The organism is Leifsonia sp. ZF2019 (genome assembly GCF_019924635.1).
GTDB lineage: Bacteria > Actinomycetota > Actinomycetes > Actinomycetales > Microbacteriaceae > Leifsonia.
The window spans coordinates 4017832-4036291 of record NZ_CP065037.1; the positions used below are offsets into that span (position 1 = coordinate 4017832).

The following is an 18460-nucleotide window of genomic DNA, read 5'->3' on the forward strand; positions in this document are numbered from 1 at the left end:
TCAGATTCCGCGGGCGAGGCGGTAGTAGGCGGCGTTCCAGTCGAGCTCGCGCTCGAAACCGCGCAGGGTCGTCGCCTCGTCGATCACGAGCAGCTCGGTGCGGGCGATGCGCGCGAAGTCGGCGAAGGCCTCCACACCGACCGCGGTGCTCATGACGGTGTGATGCGCGGCGCCGGCCTCGAGCCACGCGGTGGCGGAGGTCGTGAAGTCGGGGGCCGGCTTCCACACGGCGCGGCCGACCGGGAGCTTGGGCAGCGGAGCCGTCGGCTCGACGACCTCCACCACGTTCGCCACGAGGCGGAAGCGGTCGCGCATGTCCGAGAGCGCCACCACGACCGCGGGGCCGGGCGTCGCGGTGAAGACCAGGCGCACCGGGTCGTCCTTGCCGCCGATCCCGAGCGGGTGCACCTCGAGCGTCGGCTTCGCCGTCGTGAGCGTCGGGGAGACCTCGAGCATGTGCGCGCCCAGGATGCGCTCGTCGCCCGGCGTCATGTCGTAGGTGTAGTCCTCCATGAGGGAGGCTCCGCCCGGCAGCCCCGCTCCCATCACGTTCGCGGCGCGCACGAGGATCGCGGTCTTCCAGTCGCCCTCGGCGCCGAATCCGTAGCCCTCGGCCATGAGCCTCTGCACGGCGAGGCCGGGGAGCTGCTTCAGCGCGCCGAGGTCCTCGAAGCTGGTCGTGAAGGCGCCGAACCCGCCGCCCTCGAGGAAGGAGCGCAGACCCAGCTCGATCGCGGCACCGTCGCGCAGCGACTGGTGGCGGTCGGCTCCGCGTCGCAGTTCGGGCGCGACGTCGTAGAGCTCCTCGTACTCGGCGACGAGCGCATCCACGTCGGCGGACGACGCGGCGGCCACGGCGTCGGCCAGCTCGTTGACGCCCCAGGTGTTGACCTGCACGCCGAACGCGAGCTCGGCCTCCGTCTTGTCGCCCTCGGTCACCGCGACGAAGCGCATGTTGTCGCCGAAGCGCGCGAGCTTGAGGGAGCGCGTCGCCGCCCACCCTGCTGCTGCACGGGTCCACGTGCCGATGCGCGCAGTGACCGTCGGGTCGCTCACATGGCCCACGACCGTGGTGCGCGGGATGCTCAGCCGGGTCTGGATGTACCCGAACTCGCGGTCACCGTGCGCGGCCTGGTTGAGGTTCATGAAGTCGAAGTCGATCTCGCCCCACGGCAGCTCGACGTTGGCCTGCGTGTGGAAGTGGAGGAGCGGCTTCTGCAGCGCGTCGAGGCCGGTGATCCACATCTTCGCGGGGCTGAAGGTGTGCATCCACGCGACGAGACCGATGACGGTGTCGTCGGCGTTGGCCTCCAGCATCACGCGGCGGATGGCGTCGGAGTCGGTGAGCACCGGTTTCCAGACCACGCGCACCGGCACATCGGCGGATGCGCCCAGCTGGTCGGCGATCCCGCGCGACTGCTCGGCGACCTGCGCGAGGGTCGCCGGTCCGTAGAGGTGCTGGCTGCCGGTGAGGAACCAGATCTCGTAGCCGTCGAGCGTGGCGGAGTTCGGGGAGGGAGTGAGCTTCGGCATCAGGAGGCACCTTCCGGGTTCTGTCCGTAGACGTTCTGGTAGCGGTCGAAGAGGCGGTCGATCGCCTCCGGCGGGATGGGAACGAGCGGGCCGCCCTGCCGCGCGAGATGCACCGTCCGCGCGACGTCCTCCGCCATGACGGCGGCCTTGACGGCGTCACGGCCGTCCGTGCCGATGGTGAACACGCCGTGGTTCTGCATCAGGACGGCGCGGCTGCGGTGCCCGGCCAGCGTCGCGACGATCCCGCGGCCGATGGAGTCGTCGCCGATGATCGCGAACGGGCCGACCGGGATCTCGCCGCCGAACTCGTCCGCCATGGCGGTGATGACGCACGGGATGGGCTCGGCTCGGGCAGCCCAGGCGGTCGCGTAGGTGGAGTGGGTGTGGACGACGCCGCCGACCTCGGGCATCTCGCGGTAGACGTATGCGTGCGCGGCCGTGTCGGAGGAAGGGGACCGGTCACATCCGAGCGAGCCGGCGACGACCTCCCCGTCGAGCGTGCACAGGATCATGTTCTCGGGCGCGAGATCGTCGTAGTCGACGCCGCTGGGCTTGATGACGAAGAGATCCTCGCCCGGGACACGGCCGGAGACGTTTCCGCCCGTCCAGACGACGAGTCCATAGCGCACGAGCTCGGCGTGCAGCGCAGCGACCTGCTCGCGCACGCGGCGGACGGCGGGGGTCTCGGGATGCGGGACGGCGGCGGTGTCGGCGGGGGTCACGTGGTGGGTCCTTCCGTGGGGGCGGGAGCGGATGCGGCCGGCGGCGCGGACACGGGCGAAGCGGCGACGGGCACGGCCTCCACCGCCGCCCGCTCGACCGCCAAACCCGCGCTGTACCGCTCGATGTAGCTCGCGAACCCGGCGACATCGTCGGGGTGCGGCGTGGTCGTCTCGAAGGCGGAGCCGCCGAAGACGTGCCGGTGCAGGTAGTCGTCGAGGGCGACTCCTCGAGCGGCTTCCTCCCGATAGGCGGCCAGCACCGCGATGCCCCATGCGCCGCCCTCCGACGCGGTGTCGGCGACGGAGACGGGAGCGTCGAGGGCGCCGGCGAGGAAGCGCTGGGCGACCCCGGCCGTGCGGAACATACCGCCGTGGGCGAACATCCGGTCGAGGGCGACGCCTTCGCCGGCGAGCACGCGCATGCCGAGCGCGAGGGTGCCGAAGACCCCGTAGAGCTGCGCGCGCATGAAGTTGCCGAGGGTGAGGCGGCTGTCCGGTGTGCGCAGGACGAGGGGCCTGCCCTCGGCGAGCCCGGCGATCGGCTCGCCCGCGAGGTGGTTGTACGCGAGCACGCCGCCCGCGTCAGGCTCGCCGGTGAGCGCCTCGCGGAAGAGGGCGTCGTAAGCGGTGTCCGGGTCGACCGGAGCGCCTGCCGCCGCGGAGAACCGGCCGAACATCCCGACCCAGGCGGCGAGCTCGCTCGCTCCGTTGTTGCAGTGCACCATCGCGACCGGGTCGCCTGCGGGGGTGGTCACGACGTCGAGCTCGTGATGGACGCGCGCGAGCGGCCGCTCGAGCACGACCATCGCGAAGATGCTGGTGCCGGCGCTGACGTTGCCGGTGCGGGGAGCGACCGAGCTGGTCGCCACCATCCCGGTGCCGGCGTCGCCCTCCGGCGGGCACAGCGGGACGCCGGGCCGGAGGGCGCCCGACGGGTCCAGGAGGGCCGCGCCCTCCGGGGTGAGCGCGCCCGCGTCCTGACCGGCGACGAGCACCTCGGGCAGGATGCGGCGCAATGTCAGGCGGCCGGCCAGGGCGGGCGCCGCGGCGGCGAGCCGAGCATCGTAGCGTGCGACGAGGCCGGCGTCGTAGTCGCGGGTGGCTGGGTCGATGGGGAACATGCCGGAGGCGTCGCCCACGCCGAGCGCCCGACGTCCGGTGAGGCGTTCGTGGACGTGACCGGCAAGGGTGGTGAGGTGGTCGAGGTCGGCGAGGTGGGGTTCCGCGTCGAGGACGGCCTGGTGGAGGTGTGCGATGGACCAGCGCAGCGGGATGTTGACCCCGAGCAGCTCGCTGAGCTCGGCCGCCGCCGGGCCGGTGCTCGTGTTGCGCCAGGTGCGGAACGGCACGAGCAGCTCGCCGGCGGCGTCGAACGCGAGGTAACCGTGCATCATCGCCGAGATGCCGATCGCGCCGTAGGTCGTCGGCCGAATGCCGTGCGCCTGCTCCGCGTCGGCGACGAGGGCGGCGTAGGCGGCCCGGACTCCGGACCAGATCGCGTCGAGCGAGTACGTCCAGACCCCGTCGACGAGCTCGTTCTCCCACTCGTGCGAGCCGACGGCCAGCACCGCGGACGGGTCGTCCGCGTCGATCAGGCAGGCCTTGATCCGCGTCGAGCCGAACTCGATGCCCAGCGCCGTGCGTCCGTCCCGGATGGCGTCGCGCCCATTCGCGCGCTCGGATGCCGTCATCTGTTCCTCACCACTTTGTGACCGGTCACAACTTGAGTCCAGTATGCGTCCGCTTCCGCCGAACGTCAACTCAGCACCCGACCGATGCGCCACCACAGGGGTCCCATATCGCCGGAAAGGGCTGGCCTGAGCGGCAGTTTGCGACCCTTCTCTGGCAGGAGGGCAGCGTCGCTACGCGGACGCGCGCTCGACCAGCACCGGCGCGACCGGCGCGGCGAAGGCGATACCGCCGCCATCCGGGCCGGCTCCCCGGCCCTCGATGAGCGAGACGAGGCGCGCGACGCAGCGGCGGCCCAGCTCGGCGAAGTCCTGGCGGACGGTGGTGAGGGGAGGGGCGAAGAATGCCGCTTCGGGGATGTCGTCGAACCCGACGACGGCGAGCTCCTCCGGGACGCGACGGCCGGCGCGGCGGGCGGCGTGGAGCACGCCGAGGGCCATCTGGTCGTTGGATGAGAAGACGGCGGTCACCGACTCGTCGGCGAGCAGGGCGGCGGCGATCTCCGCGCCGGAGGCGGCGGTCCAGTCACCCTCGCGCGTCACGACGCCGTCCGCCCCGCGCTCGGCGATCTCGGCGAGGAAACCGTCGCGGCGCGCCCGCGCCTCCGTCCAGTCGCCCGGACCGCACAGGTGGGCGATGCGCCGGTGGCCGCGGTCGAGCAGGTGGCGGGTGGCGAGGCGCGCGCCCTCGACCTGGTCGACGAACACGCCGTCGTCACCGGCCGCACCGGCCCCATGCAGGGTGACCGACGGAACGGCGAGCGACACCGCGGCCATCGCATCCTGCACCCGCTGCTGGGGGGCGATCACGACGATTCCCTCGACGGCCTGCGCGAGCAGATGGTCCAGGGCCGCCTCGATCGACGGCCGGTCGAGCGCGGACGTGTGCGCGACGGTGACGAAGTAGCCCGCGTCGCGCGCCGCCCGTTCGACGGCGTCGATGCTGGAGGCCGGACCGAACAGCGAGGACGTGGAGGCGGCGAGCACCCCGATGGTCGTCGACCGCGCCGTCGTGAGCATGCGCGCGGCCCGGTTCGGCCGGAAGTTGAGGTCGGCCATCGCGGCGAGCACGCGCTCGCGGGTGGCCGGGCGGATGCTGGGGTGGTCGTTCAGCACGCGCGAGACCGTCTGCCGGGAGACGCCGGCCGCTGCGGCGACCTCCCGCACGCCAGGGGCCCGTCCGCTCTCGGTCATCCCCTCACCCTAATGCGGCGCGAGTACCGCATCGCGGGAAGCACCCCCACCGGTCACGACACGCCGCAGCTCCGGCAGAGCCGACGGCGTGTCGTGACCGACGACGCGCGCCGCTACGCGACCAGCGCGAATCCCGCGGTCCACGACACGCGCTCGGCGGCCGCCAGCGTGATCTGCAGGAAGCCGAGGGACTCGAGCTCGCGCGCACGCTTGAGCGAACCGGCGTCGACGGCGTTCAGCCCGCCCGCGGTCACGATCCCCGCAAGAGCCGCCTTCGCCGCGTCGTCGTCGCCCGCGATGAGGACCGTCGTGGTCTCCTCGCCGACCGTGCCGGAGGCGAGGGTCGCGCCGAAGTTGGTGTTGAACGCCTTCAGCACGGTCGCCTCGGGGAGCTTGGCGGCGATCACCGCGGCCGCGGAGCTGTCGGCCGGAACCGCCAAGCCGTCGAACGTCGCGAAGTCGACCGGGTTGGTGATGTCGACGACGACCTTGCCCGCCAGTGCGGAGCCGTAGGTGGCGATGACCGCATCCACCTCGGGGTAGGGCACCGCGAAGACGACGACCTCGCCGTTCACCGTTCCGCCCTCGCGGCCCAGGTACTCGACGGTGCTGCCGCCGGCGGCAGCCACGCCGCCGATGGCCTTCGCCATGTTTCCGTTGCCGATGATGCTGACCGTGCTCATCAGAGTCCTTTCCGGCTGAACGCCGCGATTAGTTGATGCTTCAACTAACTTACGACACTTTGGTTGACGCGTCAAGTGTTTTGCTAGAATGGCCCGTATGACGACGAACGAGGACCTCGCCGGACGCGAACGCGACGCCTGGCTGGGACTCGTCGCGCTCACACAGTTGCTCCCTCCCGTCATCGACGGCCAGCTCTCCCGTGACTCCGCCGCCACGCACTACGAGTTCTTCGTGCTCTCGCGCCTGGCCGAGTCGCCCCAGCGCCGTATGCGGCTCAGCGCGCTCGCGACCGCGACCAACGCGTCCGTCTCCCGTCTCAGCCACGTGATCACCCGGCTGGAGGCGCGCGACCTGGTGAAGCGGATGCCGTGCGAGGAGGACGGCCGGGCGACCAACGCCGTGCTCACCGATGCCGGCGCCGAGTTCGTGGCGACAGCGGCGCCCGGCCACCTCGACACCGTGCGCTCGCGCGTCCTCGCCGCCCTCACGCCGGAACAGGTGGAGCAGCTGGCGGCGATCTCCGAATCCATCGTCGGCGCCATCGACCCCGCGCGCCGCCCCAGTGACGCCTGCGCCTCCATCGTCGCTGCGACCTCCTGAGCCTCGCCCGCCTCCCGTCCCTCTTCACCCCACAGCCCCCGAGTGCGCAAGAACTCGAGGCGAAGCCGTCGAGGATGCAGAGTGTTCGCGCACTCGACGGCGGGACCGGAAAGGGCCGCGCGGGAGACGGCGGCTCAGTCGATGAGGTCGCGGGCGGCGAGGAGGCGCAGCACCTCGCGGCCGGCAGGCGGGCAGCGATCGGCGTCCGCGGTGGTGACCCAGTGCAGCGCGCCGACCTCGGCGGACGGTGCGGGCCGGGCGTCGGTGTGCGCACGGAAGACGCGCATGTGGACCATCCGCCCCTCCGCCTGCCCGTGGGCGAGGGTCCGTACCTCGAAGAGTTCCTCGAGTGCGGCGGGGTCGAGGGTCAGGGCGACCTCCTCGAGCGCCTCCCGCGCCGCCCCCTCGGCCGCCGTCTCGCCCGGGTCGATCTTGCCGCCCGGCATGTAGTGAACGTCGCGCCCGCGAGCCGTGACCATCAGCACCGTGCGGTCGCGGATGAGCGCGATGGCGGCGACCTGGAGGGGAGGGAGGGTCATGCCTCCACGCTAGGGGATGCGGGTGTCGGGTCGCCGCGCGGTGCCATGCTGGTCGGATGATCAGCGACGACTCCGCCCGCAGCTTCGTCGACCGATGGCTGGCCGACTGGAACGCACACGACCTCGACGCTCTGCTCGCGCACTACGCGGACGACGTCGTCTTCACCTCGCCCCTCGCCGACCGGCTCCTGCCGGGGAGCGGTGGTGTCGCCTGGGGCAAGGCGGCGCTTCGGGAGTACTGGACAGCCGGTCTCGCCGCGCTCCCCGACCTGCCCTTCGACGTGCTCGACCGCTACATCGGCGTGGACACCCTCGTGATCCGGTATCGCAATCACGCCGGCGGGGTGGTCTGCGAGGTGCTGGAGTTCGCGGGCGACACGATCGTGCGCGGGCACGGGACATACCTGGCCGCCTGAGCAGCTGCTCCCGGGCGCGCTACCGCCGTGACAGCAGCGACGTCACCCGCAGGCGGCCGGAGTGGATCCACACGTCCGAGTACTCGATCGGACGCCCGTCGGCGAGGTAGGTCACCTGCTGCAGGTACTGGACGGGCGCGCCGGGCGGCAGCTCGAGCGCGTCCGCGGTGGGCGCGTCCGCCGCCTCCGCCGAGAAGGTGCGGCGGGCGCTCCCGATCTTGAGCTGGAAGCGGCCCTCCAGCGTGCCGAACAGGCTGGACGACGTGAAGTCGGTGTCCTCGAGGCCCGGGACGAGGTCGGCGCGGACGTAGTTGGCGAGCAGGGCGACGGGGCCGTCTGCGGTCCGGCGGAGGCGCCGGAGGGTGAGGACCTTGGCCCCGGGAGGGGTGTCGAGCAGGGCCGCGACGGGCCTCGGCGGCTCGAGCAGCACGCACTCGAGCACGTCGGTCTCGGTCACGATGCCCTGGTTCGCGAAGTCCTCCGAGAGGGTGCTGAGCTTCTGGGCGATGGAGGGCTCGATGGTGGTCGAGGTGACGAAGGTGCCTTTGCCGCGGATCTGGCGCAGCAGGCCTTCCTCGATGAGCGTGGTGAGGGCTCGGCGCAGCGTCCCGCGGCTCACGCCGAGGTCGTGCGCCAGCTCGGGCTCGCTCTTCAGCCGGTAGTGGGCCGGCCACTCCCCCGTCGCGATCCGCCCCCGGATGCGCTCCGAGATCTGCGCGTGGAGGGCGATCGGGGCCTCCCGGTCGACGTCCCCCTCGTCGAACAGCTCCTGGTTCACGGTCACCGTCGTGTGTCCTCCCTGGCGTGCGCCGCCGTCCCGACCTTAGTTCACCGGGACGGCGGCGGCGCTGATCAGTAGCTGGTGGTGTTCTCGTCGCCGGAGTCGCTGATGATCGCCAGCCCCGCGCTCGTGCCGAGGAGGCTCGCGCCGGCCTCGAGCAGGGAGAGCGCCTGCGGGTAGCTCTTGATCGATCCGGACGCCTTGACGAGCACGCCGTCGCGGGCGAGGCCGACCAGGTAGCGGACGCTCTCCGGGTTGGCCGTCTCGATCTGCCCGCTGGAGGCGTTCTTCAGGTAGGCGACACCGGCCTCCATCGACAGCTCGACCGCGGCGCGGCGCTCGTCGGGTGTGAGGAGGGGCAGTTCGAGCATCACCTTGACCGGGAGGCCGGAGGCGCGCACGACACCGGCGATGTCGTCGCGGAAGGCGTCGTACATGCCGGACTTCAGCCAGCCGACCTGCACGCCGATGTCGAGCTGGGTGGCGCCGAGGCGGGCGATCGACTCGGCCTCCGCGGCCTTGCCCGCGCTCGTGGTGACGCCCACGGTCGGGAAGTCGAGCGCGGTGGCGATGCCCACGCCGGTGCCGGCCAGTTCGGCCGCGACGACGTCGACCCAGGAGGCCGGGACCATCGCGGCGTTGAAGCCGTGCTCGACCGTCTCACGAGCGTGAGCGACGATCTCGTCGCGCGTGAGCCCGACCTCGATCTTGGTGTGCTGGATGTACGGGGCGAGCTCGGCCGGGGCGAGGGTCTTCTCGCCGGAGGTCTCGGTGGTGGTCACGGTTGTTCCTTTCGCATGGACCGCGGGGTGCGGGAGGGTGGGGCCGGCCGTCAGAGACGGTCGGCGTAGTAGGCGGGGGCGACGACGCCGTCCCCGCCGAACCAGCGCGGCACGTCGACGCCGCAGATCAGGCCGATGTTGCCCCAGGGCTCGAAGGCTCCGGTGCGCACGATGACCTTGGCCTGGGCGGCGACGGGCCCGAGCATGTCGGCGTGGGCGCGGGTGCTGAACTCGGCGCCGGCGAACCGGTCGGCGAGCCACTCGTCGAGGCGCGGGTTGTTGCTGACGACGTCGTCGGCACGCACAACGCCCTCCACCACCAGCTCGTCGGCGATGAGGCCGAGCACGGTGCGCAGGTCGGGCAGGTTCTCGGCGATCGCGAGGTCGATGCGGTGAGCGTCGCGCGGGATGGGGAACCCGGCGTCGACGACGAGCAGCAGGTCCGTGTGGCCGAGCGTGGCGAGGGCTCCGCTCAGCTCGGCGTTGAGGATGCCGTTCTTCTTCATGGTCTCTCTTTCGGTGGTCGGGATGGTCGAGGCGGGCCGGGATGGTCGAGGGAGTCGGGCCGGCCTGGGTCGCTCAGGCGACGGCGGTCGCGGCGGGCACGGCGCCGGTCGCGGCAGCCATGATGTTCTCCTCCGTCGCCTCCGCCGTCGGCAGCACGGTCGAGATGCGGCCCTCCGTCATGACGGCGATGCGATCGGTGACGGTGAGCAGCTCCGGGAGGTCGGACGACGAGCACAGGATGGCGACACCGGCCTCGGCGAGCGCGAACAGCTGCTCGTAGATCTCGGCCTTGGCTCCGACATCCACGCCGCGGGTCGGCTCGTCGAGGATGAGCACGCGCGGTTCGATCGCGAGCCAGCGCGCGAGCATGGCCTTCTGCTGGTTGCCGCCCGAGAGGTTGACGATGGGCGTCTGGAGCGACGCCGTCTTCACCGTGAGGGCGGTGGAGAGCCGGCCGGCCTCCGCGTCGAGGGCGCGGCGGCGGACGAGTCCGCCGGTGGTGTGGCGCCCGAGGGTGAGCACGCCGATGTTGTCGCCGACACCGAGGGAGCTCAGGAGGCCCTGGGCACGGCGCTCGCCTGGCACGAAGCCGAGGCGGCGGCGCACCGACTCTCCCGGAGCGCGACGGTCGTACGGCGCACCGTCGAGCACGACACGTCCTCCCGTGCCGCGGTCGGCCCCGAAGAGATTGCGGAGCAGTTCGACGCGTCCGCTGTCGGGGAGGCCTGCGATGCCGAGGATCTCGCCCGGGTGCAGGTCGAAGGAGACGGCGCGGTGCCCGCGGCCGGCGAGCTCCCGCACCGTGAGCACCGGAGCGTCGAGCGGCTCGGCGCGCACGATGTCCGACCGGCGGGCGACGTCGCCGAGCTCGCGGCCGACCATCGCGGCGACGGCCTGCTCCGGCGTCGTCTCCTCGCGGGTCCAGGAGGCGACGTGCCGGCCGTCGCGCAGCACCTCGAGCTGGTCGGCGAGCCGGAACACCTCGGGCATGCGGTGCGAGACGTAGAGCAGGGTCGTGCCCTGTCTCGTGAGCGTGTCCATCAGCGCGAACAGGCGCTCCGACTCCGCCGGGGTCAGCACGGAGGTGGGCTCGTCCAGGATGAGGATGCGGCAGCCGCGGGCGATCGATCGCGCCACCACGACCAGCTGCTGCGTGGCCAGGTCGAGACCGCCGACCGCGGCTCCCGGGTCGAGGTCGAGGTCGAGCGTGCGGAGCAGCTCGGCGGCGCGCTGCCGCATCCGGCGCCGCGACGGGAACCAGCGGCTCCCGGGCTCGACCCCGACCAGGATGTTCTCGGCCACCGTGCGTTCCGGCAGGAGCGAGAGCTCCTGCGGCACGATCGCCACGCCGTGCTCGGTGAGGAGCGAGTGCGGGTCGAACCGCTGCACCTCCACCCCGTGCACGGTGACGCTCCCGGCGCTCGGCGGCTGCAGCCCCGCGAGGATCTTGAGGAGGGTGGACTTGCCCGCGCCGTTCTCTCCGAGCAGGGCGGTCACCCGCCCCTCCGGAACCTCCATCGTGACGTCGGCCAGCGCGGTGACGGGTCCGAACCGGCGGCTGAGACCGTTGATGCGGATGGCCGGCTCCGCCGCGTCGAGCGTCGGGAGCGTCATGTCAGCCCTCCACCGTCGCGTCGGAGAGGTTCTTGGCGTCGATGATCTGTGCTCCCGTGTCGACGCCCGTGATCTCGGTGCCCTTCTTCAGGAAGTCCGCGAGAACCTTGACCGCCTGGTAGCCCTGCTCGGAGGGGTTCTGGCTGATCGTGAATGTCACGACACCCTGGGTGATGAACTCGGCCGTCTGCGGGAGGAGGTCGAAGCCGACCATCGTGATCTTTCCGGAGTTGCCCGACTGCTGGACCCACTTGGCCGCGGCGGTCGTGCTGCAGCAGTCGAGGCCGGCGATGGCGACGACGCCCGACTGTCCCGACATGGTCGAGTCGACCGTGTTGTAGGCCGCGTTCGGCTCGTTGCCCACGTTCACCGGACCGACGACCTCGAAGCCGGATCCCTCCATTCCCTTCTGGAACCCGCCGAAGCGGTCGTTGGACCAGCCGGCGCCGGTGTCGAGCGAGAACACGACGACCTTGCCGGACGTCGTGCCGCCGAGCGCGGTGCGCAGCTCCTTCGCCTCCGACTCGCCGGAAGCGGCGAGGTCCTGGCCCACGAAGCCCATCTGCTTCGAGCCCGGGTTGTCGGTGTTGAACGAGATGATCGGGATGCCCGCCTCATAGGCCTGGGCGATGACCGGCTTGAGCGCGTCGCTGCTCGCGGAGGAGACCGCCAGTCCGTCGACCGCCTGCTGCTGGATGAGCGTCTGCAGCTCGGCGACCTGCTTGGCCGCGTCGCCACCGGTGGGGCCGATCAGCTGCACGTCGGCGCCGAACTCGGCGCCCGCCTTCTCCATCCCCTCGCGGATCGGGGTGGCGAACGCGAGGGAGGGGTCGTGGTAGCTGAGCTTGATGCGCAGCTTCTCACCGCCGTCGACGCGCTTCTGGATGTACTCGGCGAGGTGGAACCCGCCCGAGGCGTCGGCAGCGCTGCCGTTGGTGATCGCGCCGCAGCCGGCGGCGGTGAGCGCGACCGTCGTGGCGACGGCGGCGGCCGTCAGCACGCGGCGCGTGAGGGTACGGAAAGACATCAATACTCCTTCGTTGTGATGTGCTCGGGTTGGTGCGATGGGGGATGCGGTGTGCGCGGGGTCCGGCGCGCCGGTCGGGCGGGCGGGGCGCGCAGTGTCAGGCGCGCGTCTTGCGCTTGCGCTGCCAGGTGTCCGCGGCGACAGCCGCGACGATGACGAGACCGGTGACGACGGTCTGCCAGAAGGACGAGATGCCGTTGATGTTGAGGATGTTCTGCAGGATGCCGATGAAGAGGACGCCGATGACGGTTCCCCACATCGTGCCGGAACCACCGAAGAGGGCTGCGCCGCCGATGATGACGGCCGAGATGACGGTCAGCTCCAGGCCGGTCCCGGTGACGCCCTGCACGTAGCTCAGGAACGACAGGCCGAGCACGCCGGCGACCGCCGCGGTGAATCCGGAGAGGACGAACGCGGTGAGCTTCACCGCGCCGACATTGATGCCGACGAGGCGGGCGGCCTCCCGGTTGCCGCCGACGGCGTAGGTGTTGAAGCCGAGGCGTGAGCGCGACAGCAGCACGACGCCCAGCACGATGATGACGGCGAAGATGATGAGCTGCATGGGCACGACCCCGAAGAGGCGCCCCTGGCCGAGCAGGTTGAAGTCGGCGACTCCGGCCTGGGAGGTGCTCAGCGAGATCGGCTTGCCGTCGGAGATCAGGAGCGCGACGCCGCGGAACACGCTCAGGCTGCCCAGCGTGACGATGAACGACGGCACCCCGAGCAGGACCACCGCGAGCCCGTTGACGAGGCCGGCGACCACACCGACCGCGAGGCCGATCAGGATCGCGAGCGGCCACGCGACTCCGCCCGCGATCGCCATACCGGTCGCGATCGCCGAGAGCGCGTAGATCGAACCGACCGACAGATCGATCTCACCGTTGATGATGACGAAGGTGGCGCCGATGGCCATGATGCCGATCTGGGACACCTGCTGGCCGACCGAGAGCAGGTTCCCCGCCTGCAGGAAGCTCGGCGAGAGCACGGTGCCGAGCACCACCAGCAGCACGAGGGCCGCGAAGACGCCGGCCTCGCGGGCGTGCAGGAGCGTGCGGAAGTCGGGTGCGCTGCGTCGCGCGGGGGCGGTGGTGGTGGCGGTCATCGGGCGGGTCCAATCGAGCCGGGGGTCGGGGTGGTGGGGAGGGCCGGGAGCTGATCGGCCGTGGGGAGCGCGGGGACGACGCCCGGCGCGGCGACGGTGTGCGCGCCCGCGTGAGCGGCGTACGCGGCCGCGTCGGCGAGCGGGGCGCCCGCCGCGACCGCGACGGCGAGGGCCGCCGTGAAGGCGTCCCCGGCGCCGGTCGTGTCGACGACCGCCGTGGGCGCGACGGGTGCGATCTCGCGCTCCCCGTCCGCATCCGCCAGGAGGGCTCCGGAGGCCCCGCGGGTGAGGAGGACGGCGCCGCCGGTGCGGCCGCGCAGGGCGGCGACCAGGTCGCGCTCGGTCGCTCCGTCGCCGGGCGCGCGGCCGAGCAGCACCGGCGCCTCCGTCTGGTTGGGCGTGATGATGTCGATCAGCTCCCACGCGTCGTCGGGAAGGGCGCGGGCCGGCGCGGGGTTGAGCAGCGTGCGGGTCCCGACCTCCCGTGCGACGCGGAGGGCGTGCACGACGGCGTCGAGCGGGATCTCCATCGACACGACGAGGATGTCGGCGGCGGCGATCTCGTCCCGGAAGGCGTCGACCGCAGCCGTGTCGAGCTCGTCGAGCGCGCCGGGGGCGATCGCGATGCGGTTCTCGCCCGACGGCTCGACGAGGATGAAGCCGACCATCGTGGCACCGCGCCCGGTGAGCGTCTTGCTCGCGTCGACTCCCTCGCGCGCCCACAGCTCGTGAGCGGCGCGGCCGAAGTCGTCGGCTCCGACGGCGGTGAGGAGGCTGACCTGCGCGCCGAGACGCGCGGCCGCCACCGCCTGGTTGGAGCCCTTGCCGCCCGGTCCGGAGTCGAACACGCCTCCGCTGAGGGTCTCGCCGGCCTCAGGCGAGCGCGGGACGCGCATGGTGAGCCCGGCGCCGTAACTGCCGACCACGGCGATCTTCATCGATTCGAGCGTCATTGACGGGTACTTCCTTGTACGTGAACAACTATGAACATGAGCAGCGTATGTTCATAGTTGTCCAGTTGTCAACTGTTGCGTCCCGCGTCCTCGCGCGCACGCGGAAACGCCCGGGTCCGGCCGGCGTGCGGCGGACCCGGGCGCGACGACTCCGGGAAGGAGGAGGCCTACCCCTCCACGACCTGCTTGAGCTGGCGCAGCCCCTTCTCGAAGTCTTTGCCGACCAGCTTCTCGATGCTGAACACGCGCGACAGGAACGTCTTCGGGCTCTCCATGCGCCAGGTCACGCGGGTGCCGTCCCCCTCCGGGGTGAGCACGAAGCGGATGCGATTGCTCGATCGGAACGGCTTGGTGAAGTCGAGCGCGATCCCGACACCGTCGGGGTCCACCGCGGTGACCTGCATGCGCCCGGCGCCCGCCTTGCGGTTGCCCGACCAGGCGTAGCTGGAGCCGACCGTACCCGGCTCGCCCGCGTAGTCGCGGTCGAGCGCGGAGTCGAGGCCCTCCCACGGCGACCAGTCCACCCAGCCGGGGAGGTCGGCGAGGCGGCGCTGCAGGTCTTCGGGAGTCGCGGCGATGCGGAGAGTGCGCTCCACGACGATCGTTCCGGCCATGCCGTCAGGGTAGCGCCTCTGGCCCTCGGTGCGACCCCCTGCGTAACGTGGCAGGCGGAGGTTCCCATGCCACAGCACACACCCGCGTCCGAGACCGAGTCCGGTTCGGGGCGCACGATGCTCCTGGACTCCGCGTCGCTCTACTTCCGCGCCTTCTACGGCGTGCCCGACACGGTGCGCTCCCCCGAGGGCGAGCCGGTCAATGCGGTGCGCGGCTTCCTCGACATCATCGCCCGTCTCGTCGCCGATTTCGGACCCGAGTCGCTCGTGGCGTGCTGGGACGACGACTGGCGGCCCCGGTGGCGTGTCGACCTCATCCCGAGCTACAAGGCGCATCGGGTGGCGCGGGAGGTTCCGGGTGGCGTGGACGTGGAGGAGACCCCCGCGGAGCTGATCGCGCAGGTACCCGTGATCCGGGAGGTCCTGGGCGCGCTCGGGATCGCGATCGTCGGGGTCGCGCAGCACGAGGCGGACGACGTGATCGGCACCCTCGCGTCTCAGCGGACCGGACCGGCGGACGTCGTGACCGGCGACCGCGACCTCTTCCAGCTCGTGGACGACGCCCACGACGTCCGCGTCGTCTACACCGCACGCGGCATGAGCAACCTCGAGGTTCTGACCGACGAGGTCGTCGCGGGCAAGTACGGGGTGCGGCCCGATCAGTACGCGGACTTCGCCGCCATGCGCGGCGACAGCTCCGACGGGCTGCCCGGCGTGGCGGGCGTCGGCGAGAAGACCGCGGCCGCGCTTCTCGCCGAGTACGGGTCGCTCGACGCAATCCGGGCCGCCGCGGCTGACGCCTCGAGCGCGATGAAGCCGGCCGTGCGGGCGCGGTTCCTGGCGGCGGCGGCCTACCTGGATGTGGCCCCGCGTGTCGTCGAGGTCGTGCGCGACCTCGAGCTGCCCGCCGTGGACACGCGCCTGCGCCGGCCGCAGGAGCACCAGCGCGAGGCGCTCGACGCGCTGGCCGCGCGCTGGGGTCTCGGCGGGTCGCTCGACCGCCTGCTGGCGGCGCTCCCCGACTGACCCGGGAGGCGCCGAGACGGCTCGAAATCGGGTGCAGGGCGCCGAGACGGCTGACAATGGGCCGCCTCGCGGGCTCAGACGGCGTCGGGCTGCCAGCGCCAGAGCTCGCGCTGGGCGAGGAGGGCGAGCTCCCGGAGCACGTCGAGGTCGAACTCGCCGGTCTCGGCGTCACGCGGCGTGCGACTGAACACGCAGAGCGCGCCGATGCGGGTGCCGTCCGGCGCCTCGACGGGGTAGCCGGCGTAGTAGCGCAGACCGGCGGGACCGGTCACGAGCGGGCTGGCGGCGAAGCGCTCGTCGTCGACGGCGTCGGTGACGACCATCCCGTCGGACGAGGCGATCGTGTGGAGACAGGCCGACTGCTCGATCGGGATCTCGCGCGGCGTGGTCCCGACGGCGGAGATCGGCCACTCCTTCTCGTCGTCCAGGATCGTGAACATCGCGATCTCGGTGCCGAGGGTGCGTTGCGCCGTGCCCACCAGGCCGTCGAGCCGGGCGTCGCGCCCACGCTCGGCCAGGCGCAACCGGTCGATGGCCTCCACCCGCTCGGCGGCCGACTGCGGCGAAGGCGGCTGCTCCGCGGGAAGCGAGCCGAGGACGGGGCTGAGGGCGTCGGCGATGCTGCGGGCCCAGAAGAGGTAGGCGGCGGGGCCGTGGGGCCGGGCGGACTCGGCGTGCGGCGGGGCCGCCAGGGCGACGAAATGCGCGCCTTCCTCCCGGCACACCCGCTCGGCCACCTGGTTGAGCCGCTCGCCGTGCTCCTCGGCGATCCGGGCGGGACCGATGTCGTCCGTGGCGGACGTCAGGATGGGCTGCGCGCCCAGCCAGGCCACGGCCGCCGCCCCGCCGCGGACGGCGAGCACCTCACGGAGGACGGCACGCACCCGCTCGCCCCACCGCCCCGGGTCGGGGAGGCGCAGCGAGTCCGCGAGCGTAGCGCTCAGCACCACGGCGTCGTAGCGTTCGGGCGTGGCCGCACGCACCAGGGATCGCAGCCTCCTGACGCCGGCGGACGGATGCGCGACCACGTCGACCACGGCGCCGCGCCCCGTCGACGAGGCCAGCGCCCGCGCCACGGCTCCGGGGAGCGCGAGATCGTGGCTGCCGACACCCCACCCGACCACCGGTCCCGAGCCCACCAGCAGCACGCGGATGTTCCGCCGCCCGGCGACGAAGCCCTGCGGCGCATCCGACGGGCGCACCAGCCTGGTGCGGATGTTGACGACCTGCAGCAGCCGCGCCCGGTTCGCGAGGCGGAGCCCCGGTCTCAGGCTTTCAGCATTCACCCGGTTGACGGTATCCCGGCATACCGGTTCGGCCTAGCGGCGGCTCGCCGACGCACCCGGAATGTATGACGGCGAGCGGCGGGCTCAGGGCAGCGTGTGCCCGGACGCGCGGAACAGGCGGTACCACTCCTCGCGGGTGAGCGGGAGCTCCGACCCGGCGGCGGCGTCACGGACGCGCTGGGCGTTGGTGGTGCCGAGGACGACCTGGATGCCGGCGGGGTGCCGGGTGATCCAGGCCGTGGCGATCGCGGTGGGCGTGACTCCGTAGTCGGCGGCGAGCTCGTCGATGACATCGTTCAGCTCCGCGTACTGCTCGCGGTCGCCGAGGAAGACGCCGTCGAAGAACCCCTTCTGGAACGGCGACCAGGCCTGCAGGGTGATGTCGTGGAGGCGCGCGTGATCCAGGATGCCGTTGTCGCGGTCGATGGACTGCGGCAGGCCCGCCATGTTGGCGGCGACGCCCTGGGCGATGAGCGGGGCGTGCGTGATGCTGAGCTGCACCTGGTTGGCGACGATGGGCTGCACGACGTACCGGCGCAGCAGGTCGATCTGCCCCGGCGTGTGGTTCGAGACGCCGAACGCGCGCACCTTGCCCGACTCCTTCAGTGCGTCGAAGGCGGCGGCGACTTCCTCCGGCTCGACGAGCGTGTCGGGACGGTGCAGGAGCAGGAGGTCGAGGTAGTCGGTGCGAAGGGCCGCGAGCGACTCGTCCACGGTGGCCAGGATGTGCTCGCGCGAGAAGTCGAAATAGCCGTCGCGGATGCCGACCTTGGACTGGATGACGACCTGGTCGCGCTCGGCGGCCGGGATCGCTCCCGCATCCCCGAACCGCCGCTCGCTGCCGTGGCGCCGGTCGCCGTAGATGTCGGCGTGATCGAAGACCGTGACGCCCTCGTCCCGGGCGCTGCGGACGAGTGCGCGGATCTCCTCGTCGGAGAGGGGCTCGATGCGCATCAGACCGAGGACGATGTTGGATGCGTCGACGGCGACGCCGGGGAAGGTGAGAGCTCGCATGCCTCCCATCCTCCTCCCGTCAACCCCCTCCCCGGCCGCACGGAGCGGGGCTAGCGTGCGGATCCTGAAGGTCCATGCGCGAAACAGGAGGACGTCCCATGACGATGACACCGGAGATGCAGCTTGCCGTGCAGGACTTCCGCGCCGAGACCGACCTGGGCGCCCGCCGTGCCCCCGCCCGGCCGCGCTACGTGGTGCACGCGCTGGGCAGGGACTTCCGGGTCAGCGACGAGATGGCGCAGATCTTCGTGCGCCAGGTGGAGCGGGTGGCACACGACGACAGCTCCGCCCTCGTCGTGTTGCGTCACGAGGAGGGCGTCGAGTTGCTGCTCGTGACCGACGACAACTCGTTCAGCATCCGCACGTTGGCGTAGCGGT

The 18460-nt window shown here is 72.0% G+C and carries 20 protein-coding genes; 4 read left to right on the plus strand and 16 right to left on the minus strand.

The features are described from left to right. From araA to IT072_RS19540, 5 genes are all read right to left on the minus strand, one after another. Complete coding sequence (araA, locus tag IT072_RS19520; RefSeq protein ID WP_223358497.1) at nt 1-1533, minus strand: L-arabinose isomerase; 1533 nt, start codon at nt 1531-1533, stop codon at nt 1-3. After that, on the minus strand, nt 1533-2255 hold the full coding sequence (locus tag IT072_RS19525) for an L-ribulose-5-phosphate 4-epimerase (protein ID WP_442786777.1): 723 nt from the start codon (nt 2253-2255) through the stop codon (nt 1533-1535). The genes araA and IT072_RS19525 overlap by 1 nt, the downstream gene beginning before the upstream one ends. Continuing rightward, nucleotides 2252-3946, minus strand: a complete 1695-nt coding sequence (locus tag IT072_RS19530) for a xylulokinase (RefSeq protein WP_223358498.1) — start codon at nt 3944-3946, stop codon at nt 2252-2254. Before IT072_RS19530 ends, IT072_RS19525 begins: the two co-directional genes overlap by 4 nt. 171 nt (nt 3947-4117) lie before the next feature. Continuing rightward, nucleotides 4118-5137, minus strand: a complete 1020-nt coding sequence (locus tag IT072_RS19535) for a LacI family DNA-binding transcriptional regulator (protein WP_223358499.1) — start codon at nt 5135-5137, stop codon at nt 4118-4120. Nucleotides 5138-5250: 113 nt separating this feature from the next. Beyond that, nucleotides 5251-5820, minus strand: a complete 570-nt coding sequence (locus tag IT072_RS19540; protein ID WP_223358500.1) for an NADPH-dependent F420 reductase — start codon at nt 5818-5820, stop codon at nt 5251-5253. Nucleotides 5821-5917: 97 nt separating this feature from the next. Here IT072_RS19540 and IT072_RS19545 point away from each other — a divergent pair, with 97 nt between their 5' ends. Further along, nucleotides 5918-6421, plus strand: a complete 504-nt coding sequence (locus IT072_RS19545; RefSeq protein ID WP_223358501.1) for a MarR family winged helix-turn-helix transcriptional regulator — start codon at nt 5918-5920, stop codon at nt 6419-6421. Between the two features lie 134 nt (nt 6422-6555). On the opposite strand, the gene IT072_RS19550 is transcribed toward IT072_RS19545, so the two are convergent. Continuing rightward, nucleotides 6556-6960, minus strand: a complete 405-nt coding sequence (locus IT072_RS19550; RefSeq protein WP_223358502.1) for an NUDIX hydrolase — start codon at nt 6958-6960, stop codon at nt 6556-6558. A 56-nt stretch (nt 6961-7016) separates the two neighbouring features. Here IT072_RS19550 and IT072_RS19555 point away from each other — a divergent pair, with 56 nt between their 5' ends. Then, nucleotides 7017-7376: a nuclear transport factor 2 family protein gene (locus IT072_RS19555; RefSeq protein ID WP_223358503.1), complete on the plus strand. Its 360-nt coding sequence runs from the start codon at nt 7017-7019 to the stop codon at nt 7374-7376. Nucleotides 7377-7395: 19 nt separating this feature from the next. On the opposite strand, the gene IT072_RS19560 is transcribed toward IT072_RS19555, so the two are convergent. The 8 genes from IT072_RS19560 to IT072_RS19595 all read right to left on the minus strand — a co-directional run bounded on the left by IT072_RS19560 (nt 7396) and on the right by IT072_RS19595 (nt 14756). Further along, the gene (locus IT072_RS19560; protein WP_223358504.1) at nt 7396-8160 is read right to left on the minus strand and encodes a GntR family transcriptional regulator; all 765 of its coding nucleotides are present in this window, start codon (nt 8158-8160) and stop codon (nt 7396-7398) included. Nucleotides 8161-8228: 68 nt separating this feature from the next. Further along, nucleotides 8229-8939, minus strand: coding sequence for a deoxyribose-phosphate aldolase (gene deoC / locus IT072_RS19565; RefSeq protein ID WP_223358505.1), 711 nt, complete (start codon nt 8937-8939; stop codon nt 8229-8231). A 50-nt stretch (nt 8940-8989) separates the two neighbouring features. Then, nucleotides 8990-9445, minus strand: coding sequence for a D-ribose pyranase (gene rbsD, locus IT072_RS19570; protein ID WP_223358506.1), 456 nt, complete (start codon nt 9443-9445; stop codon nt 8990-8992). Between the two features lie 73 nt (nt 9446-9518). Beyond that, complete coding sequence (locus tag IT072_RS19575; RefSeq protein ID WP_223358507.1) at nt 9519-11060, minus strand: sugar ABC transporter ATP-binding protein; 1542 nt, start codon at nt 11058-11060, stop codon at nt 9519-9521. A gap of 1 nt (nt 11061) precedes the next feature. Continuing rightward, nucleotides 11062-12087, minus strand: coding sequence for a substrate-binding domain-containing protein (locus IT072_RS19580; protein ID WP_223358508.1), 1026 nt, complete (start codon nt 12085-12087; stop codon nt 11062-11064). 97 nt (nt 12088-12184) lie between these two features. Beyond that, entirely contained in the window at nt 12185-13189 is a 1005-nt protein-coding gene (locus tag IT072_RS19585) for an ABC transporter permease (RefSeq protein WP_223358509.1), read from the minus strand. Next, nucleotides 13186-14142, minus strand: coding sequence for a ribokinase (locus IT072_RS19590; protein WP_223358510.1), 957 nt, complete (start codon nt 14140-14142; stop codon nt 13186-13188). The genes IT072_RS19585 and IT072_RS19590 overlap by 4 nt, the downstream gene beginning before the upstream one ends. A 167-nt stretch (nt 14143-14309) precedes the next feature. Then, a complete protein-coding gene (locus IT072_RS19595) occupies nt 14310-14756 on the minus strand; it encodes an SRPBCC family protein (RefSeq protein ID WP_223358511.1) in 447 nt (148 codons plus the stop codon). 117 nt (nt 14757-14873) lie between these two features. Here IT072_RS19595 and IT072_RS19600 point away from each other — a divergent pair, with 117 nt between their 5' ends. After that, nucleotides 14874-15782, plus strand: coding sequence for a 5'-3' exonuclease (locus IT072_RS19600; RefSeq protein WP_223361022.1), 909 nt, complete (start codon nt 14874-14876; stop codon nt 15780-15782). A gap of 74 nt (nt 15783-15856) precedes the next feature. Here the strand turns inward: IT072_RS19600 and IT072_RS19605 are convergent, their stop codons facing one another. Together IT072_RS19605 and IT072_RS19610 are read right to left on the minus strand one after the other, a co-directional pair. Next, the gene (locus IT072_RS19605; protein ID WP_223358512.1) at nt 15857-17068 is read right to left on the minus strand and encodes a GAF domain-containing protein; all 1212 of its coding nucleotides are present in this window, start codon (nt 17066-17068) and stop codon (nt 15857-15859) included. Nucleotides 17069-17152: 84 nt separating this feature from the next. Beyond that, nucleotides 17153-18082: an aldo/keto reductase gene (locus tag IT072_RS19610; RefSeq protein ID WP_223358513.1), complete on the minus strand. Its 930-nt coding sequence runs from the start codon at nt 18080-18082 to the stop codon at nt 17153-17155. Nucleotides 18083-18180: 98 nt separating this feature from the next. Here IT072_RS19610 and IT072_RS19615 point away from each other — a divergent pair, with 98 nt between their 5' ends. After that, nucleotides 18181-18456 carry a TetR family transcriptional regulator gene (locus IT072_RS19615; RefSeq protein ID WP_223358514.1) on the plus strand — a complete coding sequence of 92 codons (276 nt, stop codon included), beginning with the start codon at nt 18181-18183 and terminating at the stop codon, nt 18454-18456. Nucleotides 18457-18460 lie beyond the last annotated feature (4 nt).